This is a genomic window from Duganella sp. SG902, from assembly GCF_013376005.1.
Lineage (GTDB): Bacteria > Pseudomonadota > Gammaproteobacteria > Burkholderiales > Burkholderiaceae_D > Rugamonas.
Genome location: NZ_JABMJK010000004.1, coordinates 317128 through 340554, shown reverse-complemented (window position 1 = coordinate 340554; position 23427 = coordinate 317128). Strand labels below are relative to the sequence as shown.

The following is a 23427-nucleotide window of genomic DNA, read 5'->3' as shown; positions in this document are numbered from 1 at the left end:
CCGTCCTCTACGCAATCCATCATAAACCTTTTTTTCGCCCGCCGCGGATTTACTGAAAACGCGTAAGCCCTTTAAATACAAGGCCTTATTTGCGCTGCAGCGCAGCGAGACAGTAAATATAAGGCGCGCTTCGTAGAGAAACCATTACATTTGACAATATTTATGCTAATCTGCGCGCTCCAATAACCAAGGAGGTAGTAATGAAAAAAGGCGAACTGATTGCAGAATTTGCGAAACGCACCGAGCTGTCCGCTGCTGCCGCCAACGGCGCAGTGAACACCCTGATCGCCATCATCACCGAGCGTCTGAAAAAGGGCGACTCGGTAGGCATCACCGGCTTCGGCACCTTCTCCGTAGCCAAGCGCGCTGCACGCAAAGGCCGCAATCCCGCAACCGGCGAAGCGATCAAGATCGCAGCGTCGAAAACCCCGAAATTCTCGGCTGGCGCCACCCTGAAATCGGCTGTCAACCCGACGAAGAAGAAGTAATTCTTCCGGTGTTTTAACCGCGTGCCCGCGAGGGCACCGGGAGACGGCGGCACATGCGGGTTCACACCCGGCATGGCCGCCGTTTTGTTTTGGAGCCCGCCCTCTAGCGCGCTACGGTTATGATGGCGCGTCCCCATCACAGAACAAGGAGAGCGGTATGAGTTTGCAAGAACAGTTTGACCAGGCGCAGGCGGACTCGAAGAACCTGCCGGAACGTCCGGACAACATGACCCTGCTGAAGATCTACGCGCTGTTCAAGCAGGCCTCCAGCGGCGACGTCAGCGGCGAGCGTCCGGGCATGACCGACTTCGTCGGCCGCGCCAAGTACGACGCGTGGGCCGAGCTGAAAGGCAAGAGCCAGGACGAGGCCAAGCAGCTGTACATCGACCTGATCGAAGAATTGAAGTGATAAAAAAAGGCCCTCGCGGGCCTTTGTTCATTTTGCCTTGCGGCGGGAGGCGAAACCAACCAGACCCAGGCCCGCAAGCAGCATGGCGTAGGTCTCCGGTTCCGGGACCGCGCTGATCAGGCTGAACGATGTGATGCGCTGGTCGGCGTCGGTGCCGCCGGTGCCGCCGGTGAAGCCGACGTACATGGTGCCGCCGAACTTGTCGCTCAGGTTGACAACCTTGGCATCGCTGACCGCGTACGAGGTGTGGGTGCTGTTGTCGAGGAAGGTGCCGGTCATGGTCAGCTCATGGGTCGTGGCGTTGTAGCTGACGGTCTGGGTGCCGCTCACATCGTTCGAGGCGCCCAGGCTGAACGGCGCGTCCTTCAAACCCTGCACCACGCCGTTGGTGCTGAGGCCATAGTCATTCCGGTTCCACGACAGGATCACCGAACCGACCGCCGTGGCTCCCTTGCCGCCCAGATTCCAGTAGCCGACATCGCCGCCGCCCACGCCCAGGGCCGCGCTGCCGATGTTCTGGAACGCCAGCGCGATGCCGTCCGCCATCTTGCCGCTGTCATTGCCCTTGAGCGAGAACGAGAAGGTGGTGCTGAACGACTGGCTGGTCGAGATCGCCTGCGTCAGCCAACCGGCGCCGGCCACGCCCGAGGGATGCGACACGTCGGTCGCCTGCGTCAGCTGCAGCTGGCCATCGACGATCTGCGCGCTGCCGGCACGGTTCAGCGTGGTCAGGTCGATCACCGCGGCGGAGGCCGGGGCGGCGATGGCGGCGGCGGCAACGGCGGAGATGGCAAGCATGGCGCGCATGGGCGTGTCCTTAATAGTCAAAACGTGATTAGAAAAAATGCATCGATAGCCGGCCATTATACCGAGGCCATTCCTTATTGCAATTGAATTTTTCTAATAACAACTATTATTAATTTTAAGCAACAAACACCTTGCGCATCTTCTCGCTGACCTTGGCCTCCACCATGGCCGCCATCATGCTCATCGGGAAGCCCAGCGCGATCCGCAGCTGCGCCTGGTTGGGCAGCAGGGTCAGCGCGCCGTTGACGCCGCTGCGCTCGAAGCGCAGCACGTCGCCATCCCAGCGGCAGGCCAGTTCGAATTGTTCGGCCAGCTTGTCGGCCACTTGTTGGGCGGCCGCGCGGGCCTGCTCCGGCGCCAGGCCGTGGGCCTGGACGATGTTGATGTCCGCCATGCGGATCCCCCTGCTCTGAATAAACAAAGGCGCAATGATGCCAGTTGCGCCCCCGCGACGCCAGTCTGTGCGGGGCTCGAATGAATTTGCTTATATGTATTGTATATAAGCGCAATTTGTGAGAAAGAGCGAATTACCTTAAAATACAGTGCTTTGCCGAGGTTAGCCAGGCACTTCCCCGCCGCCGACGCCGCTGCACACCAACATTGATAGGACTGTTATGACCCACGTTGTCACCGAATCTTGCATCGCCTGCCGTTACACGGACTGCGTCGATGTTTGCCCGGTAGATTGTTTCCGCCAAGGCCCGAACTTCCTCGCCATCGATCCGGACGAGTGCATCGACTGCGCCGTGTGCGTGGCCGAGTGCCCGGTCAACGCGATCTACGCCGAAGAGGATGTCCCAGGCGATCAACAACAATTCATCAAGCTCAACGTCGAGCTGGCCCGCAAATGGCCTTCGATCACCAAGACTATCCCTGCGCTGGGTGAAGCGGAACAGTTCAAGGACGTCAAGGAAAAGCTGCACCTGCTGGTCCGCTAAGACGCCACGTCTGGCCAGGCCGCAGCCGCCGCGCCGCCCCGCGCGCGCTGGCATCGCGCGGCCTCACCATTATTGAATACACAGGAAACTAAGCATGAATACCACTGTCACCCCTACCGGCGTCATCGAAGCGGATGCCGTCATCATCGGCGCCGGCCCGGTCGGCCTGTTCCAGGTCTTCGAACTCGGCCTGCTGGAAATCAAAGCCCACGTGATCGATTCGCTGAACGCGGTGGGTGGACAGTGCGTGGAACTGTATCCCGACAAGCCGATCTACGACATCCCGGCCGTGCCGTCGTGCACCGGCCAGGAACTGACCGACAACCTGCTCAAGCAGATCGAGCCGTTCGAGCCGACCTTCCACCTGGGCCAGGAAGTGACCAAGGTCGAGCGCCGCGACGACGGCCGCTTCGACGTCGAGACCACGCTGGGCACCAAGTTCCTGACCAAGACCATCTTCATCGCCGCCGGCGTCGGCTCGTTCCAGGCCCGCACCCTGAAGGTGGACGGCATCGAGGTGTTCGAGGGCACCCAGCTGCACTACAAGGTCAAGGACCCCGCCATCTTCGAAGGCAAGAACCTGGTCATCTGCGGCGGCGGCGACTCCGCGCTGGACTGGGCGCTGAACTTCGTCGGCAAGGCCGAGTCGGTGGTGCTGCTGCACCGTCGCGAGGACTTCCGCGCCGCGCCGGCCTCGGTGGCCAAGATGAAGGCGCTGTGCGACGACTACGAGATGCAGCTGCTGATCGGCACCGCCACCGGCTTCGAGACCTCGGCCGACGGCAAGCTGGAGCACCTGAAGGTGACCGCCGCCGACGGCGTGACCCGCCGCGTGCCGCTGGACATGCTGCTGGTGTTCTACGGCCTGTCGCCGAAGCTGGGCCCGATCGCCGAGTGGGGCCTGGACATCGAGCGCCGCCAGCTGAAGGTGCAGAACACCGAAAAGTTCGAGACCAACGTGCCGGGCATCTTCGCCGTGGGCGACATCAACACCTACCCGGGCAAGAAAAAGCTGATCCTGTCGGGCTTCCACGAGGCCGCGCTGGCCGCCTTCGGCGCCGCGCCGTACATCTTCCCGGACAAGAAGATCCACATGCAGTACACCACCACCTCGCCGAAGCTGCACAAGGTGCTGGGCGTGGAGACCCCTGTGTTCGATTGAGTACACGACGGGCAACTGTCCTACACAAAAGCAGCCGTCCGGCTGCTTTTTTTATTCCCGAAGCGGTATTATCCTTTCTTGCAAGATTGCCTGTGGATTCCACGTAGCCTTGCTGACAAGAACGAGCAAATGCTTTACGTTACGAACACAGCGCTTTTAAATTGGCTTATGATGTCAGCTATTGGTGCATCGCACCACGCTCACCACTCGGGACTGCCTTATGCTCTACCAACTCCATGAAATGCAGCGTTCGCTCCTCACGCCACTGATGCAGTGGGCGGATGCGTCCTCCAAGCTGTTCACCAATCCGGTGTCGCCGTTCGCGCACACGCCGTTCTCGCAGCGCATCGCCGCCGGCTACGAGCTGATGTACCGGTTGGGCAAGGATTACGAAAAACCGGCGTTTGAAATCGACAGCACCGAAATCAAGGGCGAAACGGTGGGCATCATCGAGCAGGTGACGGTCAACAAGCCGTTCTGCCGCCTGATCCACTTCAAGAAGGACCTGGACGACAAGAAGTTCAAGGCGCTGAAGCAACCGACCGTGCTGCTGGTGGCGCCGCTGTCCGGCCACCACTCGACGCTGCTGCGCGACACCGTGCGCGGCCTGGTGGTCGACCACGACGTCTACATCACCGACTGGACCGACGCCCGCATGGTGCCGGTGTCGGAGGGCGCGTTCCACCTGGACGACTACGTCTTCTACGTGCAGGAATTCATCCGCCTGCTGGGCCCGGACGTGCACGTGATCTCGGTGTGCCAGCCGACCGTGCCAGTGCTGGCGGCGATTTCGCTGATGGCGTCTGAAAACGATCCCAAGCTGCCCAGGACCATGACCATGATGGGCGGTCCGATCGATCCGCGCCGCTCGCCGACCGCCGTCAACAACCTCGCCACCGAGAAGAAGTTCTCGTGGTTCGAGAACACCGTGATCTACTCGGTGCCGCCGAACTATCCGGGCTTCGGCCGCAAGGTCTACCCGGGCTTCCTGCAGCACGCCGGCTTCATCGCCATGAACCCGGGCCGCCACGCGCAAAGCCACCGCGACTTCTACAACCACCTGGTGGAGGGCGACGAGGAAACCGCCGAGTCGCACCGCAAGTTCTACGACGAATACAACGCTGTGCTGGACATGCCGGCCGAATACTACCTGGACACCATCAAGACCGTGTTCCAGGACTTCGCGCTGCCGAAGGGCGAATGGCTGGTCGGCGGCAAGCTGGTGCGCCCGCAGGACATCAAGACCGTGGCCCTGTTCACCGTCGAGGGCGAGCTGGACGACATCTCCGGCGCCGGCCAGACCCAGGCCGCGCACGATCTGTGCACCGGCATCCCGGCCGACATGCAGCAAGACTTCGTCGCGCCGGGCGCCGGCCACTACGGCATCTTCTCGGGCCGCCGCTGGCGCGAGATGGTGTGCCCGAAGATCACCGAGTTCATCAAGAAGCACGGTTGAGCCGCAAGGCCCAGCCCATCACCCCGAGGCCGGCCAGCACCATCAGCCACGCCTCGGGTTCCGGCACCGCCGCCACCGTGAAGCTGTAGCCCAGCTGGCGGATCGACAGCGTGGTGCTGGACACCCCCTCCTGCACCACCTGCGCCGACAGGTTCAAATCCAGCCCCAACGCCCCCACCGGCACGCGATAACCATCGCCGTAGCCGCTGAACGCCTGCGCCTCGCCGTCGGCGATTCCGGTCCGGTTCAGCTGCAAGAACTGGAAGCCATTGGAATCCGGCGAACTGCTGAATTCGCCGTTGCTGTAGGTGCTGCGGAAGGCATAGGTGTTGATGCTGGCGGTGGCGCGCCCGGTCTCGGCGGTCGAGTCGTACCAGGCGTCGGCGTTGGCCCTGAAGCGCGGCAGCACGCTGTAGCCGTCGTGCGCCACCACGTACAACAACTTGCCGCGGTCGCTGAACAGGGTGCCCTCGCTGCGCCCGCCCGGCAGGTTGCCGGCCACGTTCAGCGTGTACTCCGGCGCCGTGAAGGCGAAGCTGATGGCGTTGCCGGTGACGGTGGCCCCGGACACGTCGAAATAATCCGCATCGACAAAGAAATCGACGTTGGCGCCGCTCAGCGTCACGTAATTGGCCGCCTGCGCCGCCCCCATGCCGCACACCAGGACTAAAGATGTCAAAACCTTCATGATGCCTCCTTTTTAACGGTGAAAGCTCAGCATAAATAATGCTCAGCAATAATCAACCGAAGTTTCAATCGTGCGCGGATACATCATGTTGTGATATATTTCGGCATGACCTCTTCCACCCTCAGCAAATCGGATTTCGCCGCGCTGTCCGAGTTCCGCTACCAGATGCGCCGCTTCGAACGCTTTTCCGAAGACGTGGTGCAAGCGCAAGGCATCACCCCGCTGCAATACCTGCTGCTGCTGCACATCAAGGGCTATCCGGAGCGCGACTGGGCCACGGTGAGCGAGCTGGCCGAGCGCCTGCAAGCCAAGCACCATGGCACGGTGGCGCTGATCACGCGCTGCGAGGCGATGGGATTGGTCGAGCGCCGCAACAGCGCCATCGACCGCCGCCGCGTGGAGGTGCACCTGCTGCGCAAAGGCGAGACCATCCTGGCCCAACTGGCGGAACAGCACCGCGTCGAGCTGCTGTCGCTGGAAGGCATCTTTACCATTCCCCGCATCCGTCATGAATAAATACGATAGCCGCCGCGATTTCGACGGCCAAGCCAGGCTCCTGCTGATCGCCAGCATCGCCGCCGTGGTGGGCGCGCTCAGCAACGTCACCGCCGACCTGCTGCTGCACGCGATCCGCTTCTTCACCAACCTGTTCTTCTTCCAGAAATTCTCCACCGCGTTCACCTCGCCGGCCACCCACACGCTGGGCGCGTGGGTGATCGCGGTGCCGGTGATCGGCGGCCTGATCATCGGCCTGATCGCCCGCTACGGCTCGGAGGCGATCCGCGGCCACGGCATCCCGGAAGCGATCGAGGCCATCCTGTTCAAGAAATCCACCATGTCGCCCAAGGTGGCGGTGCTCAAGCCGCTGGCGTCCGGCATCGCCATCGGCAGCGGCGGGCCGTTTGGCGCCGAGGGCCCGATCATCATGACCGGCGGCGCGGTCGGCTCGCTGATCGCCCAGCACTTCCACCTGAGCGCGGCCGAGCGCAAGGCGCTGCTGGTGGCCGGCGCGGTGGCCGGCATGACCGCCGTGTTCGGCACGCCGATCGCGGCCGTGCTGTTGGCGGTCGAGCTGCTGCTGTTCGAGCTGCGGCCGCGCAGCCTGGCGCCGGTGGCGGTGGCGTGCGCGGTGGCCGGCTTCCTGCGTCCGCTGCTGATCGAAAGCGGGCCGCTGTTCCCGCTGCACACCGCCGTGCTGCCGCCGTCGGCGCTGCTATCCTGCCTGATCGCCGGCCTGCTGTGCGGCGCGCTGGCGTGGCTGCTGTCGACCTCCCTGTACCGGGTGGAGGACGCGTTCCACAAGCTGCCGCTGCACTGGATGTGGTGGCCCGCCATCGGCGGCCTGGCGGTCGGCGTCGGCGGCTACTTCCAGCCGCGCGCGCTGGGCGTGGGCTACGACGTCATCGCCGACCTGCTCAACAACCACATGACGGCGGCGGCCATCGTCAGCCTGCTGGTGGCCAAGGCCGTGATCTGGCTGCTGGCGCTGGGCTCGGGCACCTCGGGCGGCGTGCTGGCGCCCTTGCTGATGCTGGGCGCGGGCCTGGGCGCGCTGCTCGGCCCCTATCTGCCGGGCGGCGAGCCGGCGGTGTGGCCGCTGGTGTTCATGGCGGCCACGCTGGGCGGCATGATGCGCGCGCCGGTGATGGCGGTGGTGTTCGCGTTCGAACTCACGCACGACGTCAACGCCCTGCTGCCGGTGCTGGCCACCGCCACCGTGGCCTACGCCTTCACCGTCATCACCATGCACCGCTCCATCCTGACCGAGAAGATCGCGCGCCGCGGCCACCACATCTACCGCGAGTACGGCATCGACCCGATGGAGCGCCACAGCGTGGCCGAGGTGATGACCAGCGCCGTCGAGAGCATTGACGCCGACGCGCTGATCGCCGACGTAGTGCACACTCACTTCCACGCTCATCCGCGCCACCGCGCCTATCCGGTGGTGCGCGACGGCGCGCTGGTCGGCATGCTGGACCGCCACGGCATCGCCAGCAAGCCGGACGCGGTGCGCGTGGGCGAGCTGTTTGGCGTGAACGTGCCGATCGTCGCGCTGGCCGATGAAACCTGCCGCACGCTGGCCACGCGGCTGGCCGTGCACAACGTCGGACGGCTGCCGGTGGTGGCGGACATGCGGTCGCGCCGGCTGGTCGGCATCGTCAGCCACCGCGACTTGATGAAGCCCGCGCTGGGGCTGCACGCGGAAGAGCTGGAACGGCAAACCGTGCGCCGGGTGAGGTTTTTACGTAAGGCGCGCGCAGATATTGGATAATGGCGTTTTTGCCTGATATCCGTTCGCCGTGCCCGACCACCCTACCCTCGCCGACCGCATCGAAGACGCGCTGCCGCAGACGCAATGCACCAAGTGCGGCTATGACGGCTGCCGTCCCTACGCGGAAGCGATAGCGGCCGGCGCGGCCGAGATCAACCAGTGCCCGCCAGGCGGCGCCGAGGGCATCGCGCGGCTGTCGGCAGTCACCGGCCACAAGGTCATTCCGCTGAATCCCGTGAACGGGCTGGAACGCCCGCGCGCCGTGGCCTACATCGACGAAACGCTGTGCATCGGCTGCACCCTGTGCATCCAGGCGTGCCCGGTGGACGCCATCGCCGGCGCCGCCAAGTTGATGCACACCGTGGTGCCGTCGCTGTGCACCGGCTGCGACCTGTGCGTGGCGCCCTGCCCGGTCGATTGCATCGTCATGTACCCGGTCACCGAGACCACCGGCTGGGCCGCGTGGTCGCAGACCGACGCCGACGCCGCGCGCGAGCGCCACGACTTCCGCGCCATGCGCCTCAAGCGCGACAAGCAGGAGAACGACGCCCGCCTGGCCGCCAAGGCCGAGGCCAAGATGGCCGCCGTGCAGGCGCTCGATCCGGCCGACGACGCCGCGGCGGCCGAGAAGGAACGCAAACGCGCCATCATCGCCGCCGCCATGGAACGCGCGCGGATCAAAAAGGAACAAGAGAGTCAATGAACGCAGCCAAACGCTACGAAATGTTTGTGCGCTTCCGCGCCGCCAATCCAAAACCCGTCACCGAACTTGAGTACACCACGCCGTTTGAACTGCTGATCGCCGTGCTGCTGTCGGCCCAAGCGACCGACGTCGGCGTGAACAAGGCCACGCGCAAGCTGTACCCGGTGGCGAACACGCCGCAGGCGATACTGGACATGGGTGAGGAGGAATTGAAGACCTACATCCAGACCATTGGCCTGTACAAGACCAAGGCCAAGAACGTCATCGCCACCTGCAGGATCCTGGTGGAGAAGCACGGCGGCATCGTGCCGGAAGACCGCGAATCGCTGGAAGAACTGCCTGGCGTGGGCCGCAAGACCGCCAACGTGGTGCTGAACACCGCGTTCGGCCAGCCGACGATGGCGGTGGACACCCACATCTTCCGCGTCTCCAACCGCACCGGCCTGGCGCCGGGGAAGAACGTCGACATCGTCGAGCAGAAGCTGCTGAAATTCGTGCCGAAGGAATTCCTGCACGACGCCCACCACTGGCTGATCCTGCACGGCCGCTACACCTGCAAGGCGCGCAAGCCGGAATGCTGGAACTGCATGCAAATCGACCTGTGCGACTACCGCGCCAAAACCCCGGCGCCAACCAGCGTTTAAACCAGCACCAGATTATCGCGGTGAATCAGTTCCTTGCCTTCGACGAAGCCGAGGATGGATTCGATTTCGCTGGACGGCTTGCGCATGATGCGGCGCGTTTCGGCGCTGGTGTAGTTGGACAGGCCGCGCGCCACCACCACGCCGTCCGCGTTGACGCAGGTGATGACCGCGCCGCGTCCGAACTCGCCCTTCACTTCCACCACGCCGATCGGCAGCAGCGACTTGCCTTCGCCGGTCAGCTTCTGCACCGCGCCCGCGTCCAGCACCACTTGACCTGCCGTGTGCAGGTGATCGGCCATCCACTGCTTGCGCGCCGTCAGGTGGCCGGTTTGCGCGGCCAGCTCGGTGCCGATGGCTTCACCGCCGGCCAGCCGCGCCAGCACCTCGTTCTCGCGGCCATACGCGATCACCGTGTGCGCGCCCGACTTGGCCGCGCGCTTGGCGGCCAGGATCTTGGTCAGCATGCCGCCGCGACCCAGGCTGCTGCCGGCGCCGCCGGCCATCGCCTCCAGCGCCGGATCGCCGGCGCGGCCATGCTGGATCAGCACCGCCGACGGATCCTTGCGCGGATCGGCGCTGTACAGGCCTTGCTGGTCGGTGAGGATGATCAGCGCGTCGGCTTCGATCAGGTTGGCGACCAGAGCGCCCAGCGTGTCGTTGTCGCCGAACTTGATCTCGTCGGTGACCACGGTGTCGTTCTCGTTGATGATCGGGACCACGCCCAGGCGCAGCAAGGTGGTCAGCGTGGAGCGCGCGTTCAGATAGCGTTCGCGGTCCGCCAGGTCGGCGTGCGTGAGCAGCACCTGCGCCGTGCCCAGTTGGTGCGCGCGGAAGCTGGTTTCGTAAATCTGCGCGAGGCCCATCTGGCCGACGGCGGCGCAGGCCTGCAATTCGTGGATGTCGGTGGGGCGCCGCTCAAAGCCGAGGCGCAGCATGCCCTCGGCGATCGCGCCGGAGGACACCAGCACAACCTGCTTGCCCAAGGCGCGCAGGCCGGCGATCTGCGCGGCCCAGCGCGCGATGGCGGCGTGATCGAGACCGCGTCCATCATTGGTGACCAGCGACGAGCCGACCTTGATGATGATGCGTGTAGCTTTTTGTATGACGGAATTCATGGGTGCGACGACATTCTCAAAACAAGCGAGGAAAAAGGTGCTGTATTTTGGCGGGCGGATTGCCCTGCTTTGCCGCGGACAGTCGCCGGCCCCGTGATACGGGAGCGGCGCCGAATGGGAAAGGCATAATCAGCTGATAACAGATTATGCCGGTGATGCGGTGTATTAGTCGAGGATTTTGAAGCGTGGATCGTCCGGATCGATCGACGAGATGCCGCGCGCGTCTTCGACCATGTGCGTTTCCTCCGCGCGCTGCTCGGTGCGGCGGGTTTCCTCCAGATGCTTCTGGATCGCGTTGACCAGCTCCTGCGTGCCTTCGTGGCTCAGCGCCGAGATCTCGAACACCGGGCCCTTGAAGCCGAATTTCTTGACGAAGTCCTTCACCTTCTTGGCGCGTTCTTCCGCCGGAATCATGTCAACCTTGTTCAGCACCAGCCAGCGCGGCTTGTCGACCAGCGCTTCGTCGTACTTCTTCAGCTCATTGACCAGCGCCTTGGCCTCCTTGACCGGATCGACGGTGGCCTCGAACGGCGCCAGGTCGACGATGTGCAGCAGCAGGCCGGTGCGCGACAGGTGGCGCAGGAACTGGTGCCCCAGGCCGGCGCCTTCGGCCGCACCCTCGATCAGGCCCGGAATGTCGGCGATCACGAAGCTCTTCTCGTGCGACACGCGCACCACGCCCAGGTTGGGGTGCAGGGTGGTGAACGGATAATCGGCGATCTTCGGGCGCGCGTTCGACACGGCCGTGATGAAGGTCGACTTGCCGGCGTTCGGCATGCCCAGCAGGCCGACGTCGGCCAGCACCTTCAGCTCCAGGCGCAGCGTGCGGTGCTCGCCTTCCTTGCCCGGCGTCTTCTGGCGCGGCGCGCGGTTGGTCGAGGTCTTGAAGTGGATGTTGCCCCAGCCGCCCTCGCCGCCCTTGGCCAGCAGCTCCAGCTGACCGTGCTCGCTCAGGTCGGCCAGGATCTCGCCGGTGGTGTCGTCGATGATCAGCGTGCCCAGCGGCATGCGCAGGTGGACGTCGTCGGCGCCGCGGCCATAGCAGTCGGCGCCACGGCCGGCTTCGCCGTTGCCGGCGCGGTGCACCTTGGAGAAGCGGAAATCGACCAAGGTATTGATGTTACGGTCCGCCACGGCCCAGATCGAGCCACCCTTGCCGCCGTCGCCGCCGTCAGGGCCGCCAAACGGGCGGAATTTCTCACGGCAAAACGACGAGCAGCCATTGCCGCCGTCACCACCGATCACTTCAATTTTTGCTTCGTCGATAAACTTCATGATGTACCGCCATAAAACTAAAAGGCTCCACCGGATGGGCAGAGCCTTTCGATTGAAGGCTTGCGCCTTACAAACGGCCTCGCGGGAGGCCGGAGCGTAAATTACGCTGCTGCTACTACGGTGACGAACTGCTTCGAGCCTTCACCTTTTTTGACGAACTTGACCACGCCGTCCACCAGGGCGAACAGGGTGTGGTCTTTGCCGGTGCCTACACCTTCGCCGGCGCGCACCGGGGTGCCGCGTTGACGAACGATGATGCCGCCCGCATTGATGGTTTGGCCGCCGTAAACCTTAACGCCCAGGCGTTTTGATTCTGAGTCACGACCATTTCGCGTAGTGCCGCCGCCTTTTTTGTGTGCCATGCTAAAGCTCCTTGACTAAAAAAGTGTCGATACGCGATTAAGCGTTGATCGATACCACTTGGATTTCGGTGTAGTTCTGACGGTGACCCTGACGCTTCTGATAGTGCTTACGACGACGCATCTTGAAGATCGTCACTTTTTCGTGACGGCCGTGGGACACAACGGTGACCAGAACCTTGGCACCTTCAACCAGCGGAGCACCGAACTTGATGCTGTCGCCCGCGCCAACGGCGAGGACTTGGTCAATGGTGATTTCGGAACCAATGTCTGCCGGTATCTGTTCTACTTTGAGTTTTTCGCCTGCGGCAACTTTGTATTGTTTGCCGCCGGTTTTTATGACCGCGTACATGATTTGAAACCTCTTCAAATGTTAAGAAAATTCCCCGGGAAACCGGAGAACCGCAGATTATACACAGGATAGGAATTTGCGTCAAAAACTATTCACAAATGGCGGACGGCGTGGTATGTCAAACAATTTTGCCCGGTCGCAATCGGGGGGCCCGCCCCGGCGGCCGGGGGCATGGCGTATAATCCTGCCACCAATAGTCTAACTGCACAGGTTCGTCTTGTCTGCCGCCACCCAAAACAACATCATCCAAACCATTGCCGCCGATATGGACGCGGTCAATTCGGTGATCCGCCAACGCCTGCATTCCGAGGTCCCCCTCGTCAACCAGATTGCCGAATACATCATCAGCGCGGGCGGCAAGCGCATCCGCCCGGTGCTGGTGCTGCTGGTGGCCAACGCCTATTCCTACCGGGGCGTGGCGCACCACGAGCTGGCCGCCGTGGTGGAATTCATCCACACCGCCACCCTGCTGCACGACGACGTGGTGGACGAATCGTCGCTGCGCCGCGGGCGCGCCACCGCCAACGCGCTGTTTGGTAACGCCGCGTCGGTGCTGGTGGGTGACTTCCTGTATTCGCGGGCGTTCCAGATGATGGTCGGCCTGGACAACATGCGCGTGATGCAGATCCTGTCCGACGCCACCAACGTGATCGCCGAGGGCGAGGTGCTGCAGCTGCTGAACATGCACGATCCGGACGTGACGCAGGAGCGCTACCTGCAAGTGATCCGTTCCAAGACCGCCAAGCTGTTCGAGGCGGCGGCCGAGCTGGGCGCGCTGGTGGCCGGCGCCACCGACGCGCAGATCGCCTCGGCCGGCGAGTACGGCCGCTCGCTGGGCACCGCGTTCCAGCTGATCGACGACGTGCTCGACTACGCCGGCGACGCCAGCGAGATCGGCAAGAACGTCGGCGACGACCTGCGCGAGGGCAAGCCGACCCTGCCGCTGATCTACCTGATGGAGAATGGCAGCGCCGCGCAGCGCGAGCTGGTGCGTTCGTGCATCGAGAATGGCGACGAGCAGCACTTCGACACCATCCTGGCCGCCATCACCAGCAGCGGCGCGCTGGACTACACGCGCGAGCAGGCCGTGATCGCCGCCAAGCGCGCCTCGGACGCGATCGCCGACCTGCCGGACAGCGTCTACAAAGAGTCGCTGCTGCAGCTGGCCCACTTCTCGGTCCACCGCAACCACTAACCCCCATCCGGGGTCAGGTCCTCCATTTCTACACGAGCCCTGCAGTAGGCGCGCCTACTGCAGGGCTCGTGTAGAAATGGAGGACCTGACCCCGGATTTTTAATAGCGCAGCGCGGCCAGCGTTTGCACCAGGTCGACGTGTTTGCTGACGCCGCATTTGTCGAACACGGCGCGGATCTGGCTGCGCACGGTGCTGATCGCCACCTGGTGCCGCCGCGCGATGTCCGCCGGCGCGGCGCCGTTGACCAGCGCCACCGCGACGCGGGCCTCGGCCTCGGTGAGATGGTAGAGCCGCGTCAGCGCCCGTTCGCTCTCCGGACCGGACTCCGGCGGGCTGTACAACGTCAGCGCGAAGGCCGGCGTGGCGCCGGCGCCAAAGTAGCCCGGCTGATCCGGCGTGCACGGCGACAGCACGGCCCGCCGCAGGCGGTGGCCGCCGCGCTCGCGGAACAGGATGTCGACCGCCCGCCACTGGCGGCCATCCGCAGCGCGTCGGCAACCGATGGGCTGCTGTCCTCGCCCAACTGCACCAGCTTGCCCCCGACGATGCGCATCGGCCCCGCTTGCGGGTCGTGATGCAGCACGGTGCCATCACGCTTCAGCATCAGCGCCGCACCGCCGCAACGGCGCGCCTGCAGCGCGAACTGGATCGACAGCAGCCGCTCCAGGTGCGGCAGCACTTGGCACAACAGCCGCTTCTCGTCCGGATTGAAGTCGGCCTCGCCCGCGCCCCGATACCAGCACAGGTTGGTGAACGGCAGGCCGCCGTGGCCGGCGCCGTCGGCAATCACGCTGCCCAGCATGCGGTGCATGCCGGCCCCGATGCCAAACTCGTTGTGGAAGCGGCTGGAGAATTGCTCGCGCTCGGACACCAACTCGGTGCCGATGATCACGGTGCCGCGCCGCATCAGCTGTCGCCGCCCCGCTTCGATGGCCCAGATGTCCTCCCGGCACCAGTGGCCGGAAAACCGGTCGACCTGTTCTTGCGCCATGTCCACGCCCAGCAGGATGGCGTCCGGCGAGTCCGGCGAATGCGACGAGAACAAGAACGACGAATCCGCCCCGACCGCCTTGCCGACGGCGCGCATGGCCGCCCGCATGCCGCCGACTTGCGTGGCCGCGCTATAAATATCGTCGATTAGTCGCTCCAGTATCATCAATCGATGATGGCTGCGACATGTCCGAATGTCAACTTATTGTGACGTTTTCACAACGTCAGCGGCGGCAGCGGATGAAGGCGTTGATGGTGAGGCGGCCCGTCGCCGGATCGGCGCTCAGCAGCTCCGGCGCGTCGACCTGGCCGCTGTGGAAGATGGTGGCGTCGTAGAAGATGGCGCGGTTCCAGCGCGCCGGCACGGTGCCCAGTTTTTCAAAGTAGCGCGCGTCGCCGTTGTAGTACCGTGGCGGCGCGCCGATCACCTGGCTGAAGGCGTCGTTGTCCATGTGGCGCGCCTGGTGCAGCAGGTGGTCGATTTCCAGCGGATGAAGGCGCGGACGATAGAAGCTGGTGCCGCCCATGCGCTCATCCCCGAACAGGTACAGCACCGACGCCACCGCGCCCTCGCCCGGCGCACATTCGCGCGCGTCGCGGTGGCAGATGCGCTGCTGCGGCATCAGTTCTTCCGGCTTCAAGGTGACGATGGACATGCGGGTGGCGAGGCCCAGCGCGCGCACGGCGCCAAACGCCGGCGCGATGTGCGCGTCGAAGAATGCCGCCATCGCCAGATCGAACTCCGCGTCCATGGGCTGCTCGATACCGGGATAGCAGTTGACCGGCGCCGCCATGAAGGCCGCGCGCCGCGCCACCGCCCGCTCCACCATCTTGCGCGGCTCGGTCAGGAAGTCATCCACCACCAGGCAGTAGCGGCCGTCCTCGATGACCGCCGCCTGTATCGCCGGACGCGGATTCAACATGGTCAGAGGATTTCCCGCACCAGCTCCGACGGCCGGCACAGGCGCACGCCCTTGGGCGTCACCACCAGCGGACGCTCGATCAGCGCCGGATGCGCCATCATCGCGTCGAGCAGCGCGTCGTCCGACAGCGACTCGTCGGCCAGGTTCAGCTCCACGTACAGGTCGCCCTTGTTGCGCATGGCCTGGCGCACCGTCAGGCCGGCCTTGGCGATCAGCTCCTGCAGCTTGGCGCGCGTGGGCGGGGTCTTGAGGTATTCGATGACCACCGGCTCCACGCCGGTGGCGCGGATCGCCTCGAGCGTTTTACGCGAGGTGCCGCAGACGGGGTTGTGATAGATGATGACGCTCATGATGCTGCCTTTGTGCTCAATAACAAAGGCAGCATTATGGCTTAAAACTTGGTCGCGAGGCTCACGCCGATGCTGCGTGGAGCCAGCCGGTAGCCCTGCACGATGGACGCCACCTGCGGATGCTGGATGATGGTGTCCGTGTCGAACGCGTTCTTCACAAACACCGTGAACGCATAGCTGCCAAAGGTCATGCCGGCGCTGAAGTCGGTGGTGTGATACGCCGGACGATCGTGGTCGGTCTGCTCCGGGTCCAGCGAGCCTTTGCTGGAACCCACCCACTGCATGCCCGCCATCACAAACGCCGGCCGTTCCCACGCGGAGAAGTTGTAGGTCGCGTTGACGGCGGCGTTATATTTCGGCACGCCCTGGATCTGCGCGCCGGCCACCGCGCCCACCACGCCGTTCTCGATGCCGACGTCGTTGGACAGCTCGGCCTTCACATAACCGCCCGATGCGCTCAGCGTCAGGCCGGGCAGCGGCTTGGCCTTGATGTCGAACTCGAAGCCCTTGGTGGTGGCGTCGCCGGCGTTGGCGTTGTAGGTGTAGGCGCACGTCGGCAGGTACACGCCCTGCTGGATGTTCTTCCACTTCACGTAGAACACGTCCGCGTTGATGGTCAGGCGGTTGTTGAGGAAGCGCGATTTGCTGCCTACCTCGTAGCTCCACAGGCTGTCCGGCGAATACGACGGCGGTCCTTTCTCGATGCCGTTCGCTTCCAGGTCCGGGCCACAGGTGGTGGGCGGCACGTAGATGTTGGCGCCGCCCAGGCGGAAGCCCTTGGCCACGCTGGTGTACACGGTGTTGGTCGGATTGACTTCCCACGTCAGCGCGTACTTCGGCGTGAAGGCGCTGGACGAGGTCTCGGCGCTGCTGTTGTTGCCGGCGCCGGCCAGGTAATTGCCGTTGCGCTGCTCCAGCGTGGTGTTGGCCTTGAGATAGCGCGCGCCGACGGTGGCGTGCACGGTCGGCGAGAAGTAGTAATTCAATTCGCCGAAGATCGAGGCCTGCTTCTCGCGGTAATGGAAGGCGCCGGCGAACGAGTTATCGTTCGGGAACTGGCCGGGACGCGCGTCCGGCAGCAGGTCCGGGTCCGCGATGTCGAAGCCGAACTGCTTGAAGGTGTCGGTCACGCCGAAGATCGGATCGTTCTCGATGATGTTGGTGTGCTGGCGCGAGAAGTAGGTGCCGGCCAGCCAGGTCCACGGCGAGACCTTTTCATCGTAGGGACGCGAGGCCAGGCGGAATTCCTGCGACACCTGGCGCACCTGGTTGTTCAGGTAGACCGCCGACGGCAGGCCGGCGATCGCCGCGATCAGTTCCGGCGGCGCCTTGCCGCCATCCTCGGTCGAGGTCAGGAAGGTCGACAGCGAATAGCTGTTGTAGGCCGAGCCGTTCTGCGTGCGGTCGAACTTGCGCTGGAAGTAGCTGGTGGCGGACGTCAGGTCGACCTCACCGAGATCCCAGTTGACGGTCACGCTGGGCGACAGCAGCTTGTCGATGGAAGGCTCGCGCACCTGCTTCTGCGCCTGGTACAGCGGCAGCTCCAGGTTGAAGGCCGAGATATCCTTGGCATCCACGCGCTGGTAGTACACGGAAGGCGTGATCGTCAGCGTGCGCGTCGGCCGCCATTTCAGCGCGGCGCGGAATTCCTGGTCGCTGATCTTGTTGATGTTGTTGGCGATGACCTTGCCGTCGCCGTCCACCTGGTTGATGTAGCCGCCCGTGTGCTGCGCCTGCACGCCGATGCGCAGCGCCAGCTCGTCGGGGATCAGCGGGAAGTTGGCCACCACGTTGGCCGCGAAGTTCGCGCTGCCGCCCTTGGTGTTGGAGCCCTCGGTGTAGGTGGTGAACTCGCGCTCCTTCAGATCCGGCTCGTTCGGAATGAACTTGATGGTGCCGCCCATCGAGCTGGCGCCGTACAGGGTGGCCTGCGGGCCGCGCAGCACTTCCACGCGGTCGATGTCGAAGAAGCGCGGCTCGATATTCCCCATGGTGTAGACGTTGCCGACCGTGACCGGCGTATCGCCCAGGTAGATGCCCACCGTCGCCGCGCCGGCCGTCGAGCTGATGCCGCGGATCTCGACGTTGGACGTGCCCGGCCCGGCGCCGCCGTTGCCGCTGGCGGCGGTGAAGGAGATATTCGGCACCACGCGCGTCAGGTCGGTGATGTCGCGCACGTGCTCCGCCTGCAGCTGCGACCCGGTGACGGCGCTGATGCTCATCGCCACCTTGGCCGGATCTTCCTTGCGCTTTTGCGCGGTCACTTTGACGACTTCGATTTCTTCCGAGGGCTGCACCTGCTGGCCCCAGGATGGGGCACTGAAGGCCGTCAGGACGGCGGTGGCGATGAGTTTGCGTCGAATATCCATGTGCGATCTTCTCCTTGGCGCCCCAAAATGATGCGTTTTTGCTCATGTTGGGTTAGTTGCTTATATTAACCATATTAATGTTTTAATAAAGCAAAAACTTTGCCACGGCTACTTAAATCGCTTGAAACTGTGGGATAAAAACTCCACAAAGGTGCGGATGCGCGCCGAAAGCTGGTGCCGCTGCGGATACACCGCATAGATGTCGGCGTCCGGCGTTTTATATGAAGGCAGCACCTGCGCCAGCCGCCCGCTTTGCAGATAACGCTCGATGTCCCACTCCGCGCGCATCAGGATGCCGTGGCCGTCGAGCGCCCAGTTGACGGCGATCTCGCCATCGTTGGTGGTCAGGTTGCCACGTACCCGCACCGCGTCGGCGCCGCGTCCCGCCTCGCGTCCCGTGAACAAACGCCATACGCCGTAAGCCTCGTCGCCCTGGCGGATGCAGATGCAGTTGTGCCGCGCCAGATCCGCCGGCGATTTCGGCTCGCCGTGCTGCTCAAGATATTTGGGCGATGCGCACAGCAGGCGCCGGTTGGCCGCGAGCCGTTTGGCGATCACGCGGGTGTCGGCCGGCGCGCCAAAGCGGATGCAGACGTCGAACTGGTCGTCCGACAGTGCCGGTGGATCGACCGACAGTTGCAGCTGCACGTCTACCTGCGGATACTTCAACACATATTGCGAAATGGCCGGCGCGATATGCAGGCGGCCAAAGCCCAGCGTGGCGTTGACGCGCAACTGCCCTTTCGGCACGGCCTTGGAACTGGTCAGCAGTTGATCGAGATCGGCGATCTCGCCCAGGATGCGGCGCGCGTGTTCCAGCAGCACCTCGCCTTCCGGCGTGAGGCTCATGCGGCGCGTGGTGCGGTTCACCAGCGGCACGCCGACGCGCGATTCAATGAACGCCAGCCGCTTGCTGACGGCGGACGTGGTGATGCCCAACTCGCGCGCCGCGCCGCTCAAGCTGCCCGCGTTGGACAGCGCCACGATAAAACTCAACTCGGCGGGCTGGAAACCGGTGCTCATCGATTGTGGAGTCCAAGGTTAATAATAGATTGAGTTTAGCGGTCTTACGCGCGGCCGTCCATTCCGTAAAGTGCCTCCATCAACTTTTGAGGAGACACCCATGAAGACCTACCACATCGCAACCATTCCCGGCGACGGCATCGGCAAGGAAGTCGTGCCCGCGGGCCGTCAGGTGCTGGAAGCGCTGGCCGCCGCCAGCAGCAGCTTCCAGTTCACCTTCGAGGACTTCGACTGGGGCGGCGACTACTACCGCCAACACGGCGAGATGATGCCGAAGAACGGCCTGGACGCCCTGCGCGGCAAGGACGCAATCCTGTTCGGCTCCGCCGGCGATCCGGACATCGCGGACCACATCACGCTGTGGGGCCTGCGCCTGAAGATCTGCCAGGGCTTCGACCAGTACGCTAACGTGCGCCCCACCCGCATCCTGCCCGGCATTGACGCACCGCTCAAGCGCTGCAAGCCGGAAGACCTGAACTGGGTGATCGTGCGCGAGAACTCGGAAGGCGAATACTCGGGCGTCGGCGGCCGCGTGCATCAGGGCCACCCGATCGAAGCCGCCACCGACGTGTCCATGATGACCCGTGTCGGCGTTGAGCGCATCCTGCGCTTCGCCTTCAAGCTGGCGCAATCGCGTCCACGCAAGCTGCTGACCGTGATCACCAAGTCCAACGCCCAGCGCCACGCCATGGTGATGTGGGACGAGATCGCGCTGGAGGTGTCGCGCGATTTCCCGGACGTGAAGTGGGACAAGGAACTGGTGGACGCCGCCACCGCCCGCATGGTCAACAAGCCCGCCACGCTGGACACCATCGTGGCCACCAATCTGCACGCCGACATCCTGAGCGACCTGGCCGCCGCGCTGGCGGGCAGCCTGGGCATCGCCCCGACCGGTAACATCGATCCGGAGCGCCGCTATCCGTCGATGTTTGAGCCTATCCACGGCTCCGCCTTCGACATCATGGGCAAGGGCCTGGCCAATCCCGTCGGCACCTTCTGGTCCGTCGTCATGCTGCTCGAACACCTGGGTGAGCACGAGGCGGCGCGGCGCGTGATGCAGGCGATCGAATCCGTCACCGCCACGCCATCGCTGCACACCGGTGACCTGGGCGGCAAAGCCACCACGGTGGAAGTGACCAACGCCGTCTGCGCCCATCTCGCCGCCGGCGGCGAACGCAAGGCCGCCTGATACACGTCCGCCTCCACCGCGCCGCGAAGAGCGCGGGGAGGCAAGCCTTGGCTGGACCACAGAGAAAAGGAGACATCATGTTTAAGCGATTTTTCGGCAAGCTATACGTGCAGGTGCTGATCGGCGTGATCGCCGGCGGCCTGCTCGGCTATTTTTATCCCAAGTTGGGCGCGGACCTCAAGCCGCTGGGCGACGCCTTCATCCGGCTGATCAAGATGGTGTTCGCACCGGTGATCTTCGCCATGGTGGTGCTGGGCATCGCCAAGATGGAGAGCATGAAGGAACTGGGGCGCGTCGGTGTGCGCGCCCTGATCTATTTTGAAGTGATGTCCACCTTCGCGCTGGCGCTTGGCCTGGTGGTGGTGAACGTCGTGCAGCCCGGCGCCGGCATGAACGTGGACGTGCATACGCTCGATACGCACAGCATCGCCAACTACACCGCCGCCGCATCCAAGTCCGGCGGCTTCATCGAGTTCTTGCTGAATATGATTCCATCCAGTGTGGTGGATGCATTGGCCAAGAACGACATCCTGCAAATCCTGGTGTTCGCGACGCTGTTCGGCGTGGCCTTGTCGCACATGGGCCGGCGCGCCAAGCCGGTGGTGGATTTCCTCGAGGCGTTCAGCAACGGCATGTTCATGGTGGTCGGCATGATCATGCGGGTGGCGCCGATCGCCGCGTTTGGCGCGATCGCCTTCACCGTCGGTAAGTACGGCCTCGGTTCCCTGCTGTCGCTTGGTCAGCTGATGGGCAGCATGTACCTGACCTGCATCGCCTTCGTGTTCGGCGTGCTGGGGCTGGTGGCGAAGGTGTCGGGCTTCAGTCTGTGGAAGTTCCTGCGCTACATCAAGGACGAGATCTTCACCGTGCTGGGCACCAGCTCCTCGGAGTCCGTGGTGCCGCAGATGATGCGCAAGCTGGAACATGTGGGCGTGTCCAAGCCGGTGGTCGGGTTGGTGATTCCGGCCGGCGTGACCTTCAATCCGGACGGGCAGTGCATCTACTACACCATGGCCGCCATCTTCATCGCGCAGGCGACCAACACGCCGTTGACCATGATGGATCAGCTGGTGGTGCTGGGCGTGTTGATGGTGACGTCGAAAGGCTCGGCGGGCGTAACCGGTTCCGGCTTCATCACGCTGGCGGCGACGCTGGCATCGATGGGCAAGATACCGGTGGCGGGCATGGTGCTGTTGCTGGGCGTGGACCGCTTCATGTCCGAAGCGCGCGCGATCACCAACACCATCGGCAACGCCGTCGCCACCATGGCGATCGCCAAGTGGGTCGGCGCGATTGACGAGCAACGCATGCACCGGGTGCTCAACGGCGAGTCGTCGGCGGCCGAACTGCGCGCGCTGTACGAAGTCGAAGACGTCCCCGAGCCGGCGACAGCTCCCGCTCCCGCAGCCGTCGAAGTCACCTCCCTCCACAAGGCCACGGCATGAGCACCGTCGACAACGAGGCGCGCTTGCTGCTGCGCCGGATGTTTGACGCCGCCATCGCCGCCGCGCAGCCGGCGCTGTGCGTGCCGCCTGCCCTGCCGGCCGCGCCAAAGGGACGCCTGATCGTCATCGGCGCCGGCAAGGCATCGGCCGAGATGGCGCGCGCGGTGGAACGCAACTGGGCCGGCCCGCTCACCGGACTGGTGGTCACGCGCTACGGCTACGCCGTGCCCTGCGAGCGCATCGAGATTCTGGAAGCGGCCCACCCGGTTCCCGACGCGGCAGGCCTGCAAGCAGCGCGCCGCATCCTCGACCGCGTGCAAGGTCTCAGTGCCGACGACACCGTGCTGTGTCTGATCTCCGGTGGCGGCTCGGCGCTGCTGCCGCTGCCGCTGGAAGGCATCACGTTGGCGGACAAACAGCAGCTCAACCAGGCCCTGTTGCAATCGGGCGCCAGCATCAGCGAGATGAACTGCGTGCGCCGCCACCTGTCCTCCATCAAGGGTGGACGGCTGGCCGCCGCCTGCCATCCGGCCAAGGTGGTAACGCTGCTGATCTCCGATGTGCCGGGCGATGATCCACGCGACATCGCCTCCGGGCCCACGGTGGCCGACGCCAGCACCTGCGCCGATGCGCTGGCCATTATCCAGCGCTACTGCATCCCGCTGCCGCCGCGCGTGATGGAGGTGCTGCGCAGCGGCCGTGGCGAGTCGGTCAAACCCGGCGACCCACGCCTGGCCGGCCACGAGGTCCACATGATCGCCACGCCGCAAATGGCGCTGGAAGCCGCCTCCCGCGTGGCGGCGGAACACGGCGTGGCCGTCCACGTCCTTGGCGACAGCATCGAAGGCGAAGCGCGCGACGTTGGCAAAGTCATGGCCGGCATCGCCCTGCAGGCGGCAAGGCGTGGACAGCCATTCCGCGCGCCGTGCGTGCTGTTGTCCGGCGGCGAAACCACCGTCACCGTGCGCGGTACGGGACGGGGCGGCCGCAACGTCGAATTCCTGCTGTCCTGCGCGATCACGTTGCAAGGACAGCCAGGCGTGTACGGCCTGGCCGGCGATACCGACGGCGTGGACGGACAGGAGGAAATCGCCGGCGCCTGCATCACGCCGGACACGCTCACGCGCGCCTGGCGGGCCGGCCTGCGCCCGGCCGACAGCCTCGATAACAACGACGGCCACGGTTTCTTCCAGGCGCTGGGCGACAGCGTCATCACCGGCCCCACGCTCACCAACGTCAACGACTTCCGCGCGCTATTCATCACAGGGAATTGA

25 protein-coding genes and 1 pseudogene are annotated in these 23427 nt (G+C 64.4%); 13 read left to right on the top strand and 13 right to left on the bottom strand.

Going from position 1 to position 23427, the window contains the following annotated elements:
* Positions 1 to 182: 182 nt before the first annotated feature.
* Both FHW83_RS10925 and FHW83_RS10920 read left to right on the top strand, forming a co-directional pair.
* Complete coding sequence (locus tag FHW83_RS10925; protein WP_343730338.1) at positions 183 to 488, top strand: HU family DNA-binding protein; 306 nt, start codon at positions 183 to 185, stop codon at positions 486 to 488.
* A gap of 157 nt (positions 489 to 645) precedes the next feature.
* Positions 646 to 897: an acyl-CoA-binding protein gene (locus FHW83_RS10920; RefSeq protein ID WP_176646381.1), complete on the top strand. Its 252-nt coding sequence runs from the start codon at positions 646 to 648 to the stop codon at positions 895 to 897.
* Positions 898 to 924: 27 nt separating this feature from the next.
* Here FHW83_RS10920 and FHW83_RS30480 read toward each other — a convergent pair whose 3' ends face one another.
* Together FHW83_RS30480 and FHW83_RS10910 are read right to left on the bottom strand one after the other, a co-directional pair.
* On the bottom strand, positions 925 to 1704 hold the full coding sequence (locus FHW83_RS30480) for an FxDxF family PEP-CTERM protein (protein ID WP_218106245.1): 780 nt from the start codon (positions 1702 to 1704) through the stop codon (positions 925 to 927).
* Between the two features lie 115 nt (positions 1705 to 1819).
* Positions 1820 to 2098: a polyhydroxyalkanoic acid system family protein gene (locus FHW83_RS10910; RefSeq protein ID WP_176646380.1), complete on the bottom strand. Its 279-nt coding sequence runs from the start codon at positions 2096 to 2098 to the stop codon at positions 1820 to 1822.
* 220 nt (positions 2099 to 2318) lie between these two features.
* On the opposite strand from FHW83_RS10910, the gene fdxA reads away from it, so the two are divergent.
* The 3 genes from fdxA to FHW83_RS10895 all read left to right on the top strand — a co-directional run bounded on the left by fdxA (position 2319) and on the right by FHW83_RS10895 (position 5260).
* Entirely contained in the window at positions 2319 to 2642 is a 324-nt protein-coding gene (gene fdxA, locus FHW83_RS10905) for a ferredoxin FdxA (protein ID WP_176646379.1), read from the top strand.
* 94 nt (positions 2643 to 2736) lie between these two features.
* Positions 2737 to 3804, top strand: coding sequence for an NAD(P)/FAD-dependent oxidoreductase (locus FHW83_RS10900; RefSeq protein ID WP_176646378.1), 1068 nt, complete (start codon positions 2737 to 2739; stop codon positions 3802 to 3804).
* A gap of 220 nt (positions 3805 to 4024) precedes the next feature.
* Positions 4025 to 5260 (top strand): polyhydroxyalkanoate depolymerase, encoded by a 1236-nt coding sequence (locus FHW83_RS10895; RefSeq protein ID WP_176646377.1) that lies wholly within the window; start codon positions 4025 to 4027, stop codon positions 5258 to 5260.
* Here the strand turns inward: FHW83_RS10895 and FHW83_RS10890 are convergent.
* On the bottom strand, positions 5244 to 5948 hold the full coding sequence (locus FHW83_RS10890; protein WP_176646376.1) for a PEP-CTERM sorting domain-containing protein: 705 nt from the start codon (positions 5946 to 5948) through the stop codon (positions 5244 to 5246). The genes FHW83_RS10895 and FHW83_RS10890 overlap by 17 nt on opposite strands.
* A 105-nt stretch (positions 5949 to 6053) precedes the next feature.
* Between FHW83_RS10890 and FHW83_RS10885 the strand changes: the two genes are divergently transcribed.
* The 4 genes from FHW83_RS10885 to nth are packed head-to-tail and all read left to right on the top strand — an operon-like array spanning position 6054 to position 9567.
* Positions 6054 to 6464: a MarR family winged helix-turn-helix transcriptional regulator gene (locus FHW83_RS10885; protein WP_176646375.1), complete on the top strand. Its 411-nt coding sequence runs from the start codon at positions 6054 to 6056 to the stop codon at positions 6462 to 6464.
* The gene (locus FHW83_RS10880) at positions 6457 to 8220 is read left to right on the top strand and encodes a chloride channel protein (RefSeq protein WP_176646374.1); all 1764 of its coding nucleotides are present in this window, start codon (positions 6457 to 6459) and stop codon (positions 8218 to 8220) included. The genes FHW83_RS10885 and FHW83_RS10880 overlap by 8 nt, the downstream gene beginning before the upstream one ends.
* A 28-nt stretch (positions 8221 to 8248) precedes the next feature.
* Positions 8249 to 8923, top strand: a complete 675-nt coding sequence (gene rsxB / locus FHW83_RS10875; protein WP_176646373.1) for an electron transport complex subunit RsxB — start codon at positions 8249 to 8251, stop codon at positions 8921 to 8923.
* Entirely contained in the window at positions 8920 to 9567 is a 648-nt protein-coding gene (gene nth, locus FHW83_RS10870) for an endonuclease III (protein WP_176646372.1), read from the top strand. The genes rsxB and nth overlap by 4 nt, the downstream gene beginning before the upstream one ends.
* On the opposite strand, the gene proB is transcribed toward nth, so the two are convergent.
* The 4 genes from proB to rplU form a co-directional block, all read right to left on the bottom strand.
* A complete protein-coding gene (proB, locus tag FHW83_RS10865) occupies positions 9564 to 10682 on the bottom strand; it encodes a glutamate 5-kinase (RefSeq protein WP_176646371.1) in 1119 nt (372 codons plus the stop codon). The genes nth and proB overlap by 4 nt on opposite strands.
* A 165-nt stretch (positions 10683 to 10847) precedes the next feature.
* Positions 10848 to 11957 carry a GTPase ObgE gene (gene obgE, locus FHW83_RS10860; RefSeq protein WP_176646370.1) on the bottom strand — a complete coding sequence of 370 codons (1110 nt, stop codon included), beginning with the start codon at positions 11955 to 11957 and terminating at the stop codon, positions 10848 to 10850.
* A 101-nt stretch (positions 11958 to 12058) separates the two neighbouring features.
* A complete protein-coding gene (gene rpmA, locus FHW83_RS10855; RefSeq protein ID WP_176646369.1) occupies positions 12059 to 12319 on the bottom strand; it encodes a 50S ribosomal protein L27 in 261 nt (86 codons plus the stop codon).
* A gap of 37 nt (positions 12320 to 12356) precedes the next feature.
* The gene (gene rplU / locus FHW83_RS10850; protein ID WP_092278707.1) at positions 12357 to 12668 is read right to left on the bottom strand and encodes a 50S ribosomal protein L21; all 312 of its coding nucleotides are present in this window, start codon (positions 12666 to 12668) and stop codon (positions 12357 to 12359) included.
* A 217-nt stretch (positions 12669 to 12885) separates the two neighbouring features.
* Here rplU and ispB point away from each other — a divergent pair, with 217 nt between their 5' ends.
* Positions 12886 to 13863: an octaprenyl diphosphate synthase gene (ispB, locus tag FHW83_RS10845; RefSeq protein ID WP_308936746.1), complete on the top strand. Its 978-nt coding sequence runs from the start codon at positions 12886 to 12888 to the stop codon at positions 13861 to 13863.
* Between the two features lie 99 nt (positions 13864 to 13962).
* On the opposite strand, the gene FHW83_RS10840 is transcribed toward ispB, so the two are convergent.
* The 6 genes and pseudogenes from FHW83_RS10840 to FHW83_RS10815 form a co-directional block, all read right to left on the bottom strand.
* Positions 13963 to 14277 (bottom strand): helix-turn-helix transcriptional regulator, encoded by a 315-nt coding sequence (locus FHW83_RS10840; RefSeq protein WP_176646368.1) that lies wholly within the window; start codon positions 14275 to 14277, stop codon positions 13963 to 13965.
* Complete coding sequence (locus FHW83_RS10835; RefSeq protein WP_176646367.1) at positions 14208 to 15020, bottom strand: hypothetical protein; 813 nt, start codon at positions 15018 to 15020, stop codon at positions 14208 to 14210. The genes FHW83_RS10840 and FHW83_RS10835 overlap by 70 nt, the downstream gene beginning before the upstream one ends.
* A gap of 58 nt (positions 15021 to 15078) precedes the next feature.
* Complete coding sequence (locus FHW83_RS10830; protein WP_176646366.1) at positions 15079 to 15777, bottom strand: DUF6445 family protein; 699 nt, start codon at positions 15775 to 15777, stop codon at positions 15079 to 15081.
* A 5-nt stretch (positions 15778 to 15782) separates the two neighbouring features.
* Positions 15783 to 16127, bottom strand: a pseudogene (arsC, locus tag FHW83_RS10825) (arsenate reductase (glutaredoxin)); the annotation flags it as partial.
* Positions 16128 to 16168: 41 nt separating this feature from the next.
* Positions 16169 to 18496, bottom strand: coding sequence for a TonB-dependent receptor (locus FHW83_RS10820; RefSeq protein ID WP_176646364.1), 2328 nt, complete (start codon positions 18494 to 18496; stop codon positions 16169 to 16171).
* A gap of 108 nt (positions 18497 to 18604) precedes the next feature.
* Positions 18605 to 19519 (bottom strand): LysR family transcriptional regulator, encoded by a 915-nt coding sequence (locus tag FHW83_RS10815; RefSeq protein ID WP_176646363.1) that lies wholly within the window; start codon positions 19517 to 19519, stop codon positions 18605 to 18607.
* A gap of 100 nt (positions 19520 to 19619) precedes the next feature.
* On the opposite strand from FHW83_RS10815, the gene FHW83_RS10810 reads away from it, so the two are divergent.
* The 3 genes from FHW83_RS10810 to FHW83_RS10800 all read left to right on the top strand — a co-directional run bounded on the left by FHW83_RS10810 (position 19620) and on the right by FHW83_RS10800 (position 23427).
* Positions 19620 to 20708, top strand: coding sequence for a tartrate dehydrogenase (locus tag FHW83_RS10810; protein ID WP_176646362.1), 1089 nt, complete (start codon positions 19620 to 19622; stop codon positions 20706 to 20708).
* Between the two features lie 77 nt (positions 20709 to 20785).
* A complete protein-coding gene (locus FHW83_RS10805; RefSeq protein ID WP_176646361.1) occupies positions 20786 to 22153 on the top strand; it encodes a dicarboxylate/amino acid:cation symporter in 1368 nt (455 codons plus the stop codon).
* Positions 22150 to 23427 carry a glycerate kinase gene (locus FHW83_RS10800; RefSeq protein ID WP_176646360.1) on the top strand — a complete coding sequence of 426 codons (1278 nt, stop codon included), beginning with the start codon at positions 22150 to 22152 and terminating at the stop codon, positions 23425 to 23427. Before FHW83_RS10805 ends, FHW83_RS10800 begins: the two co-directional genes overlap by 4 nt.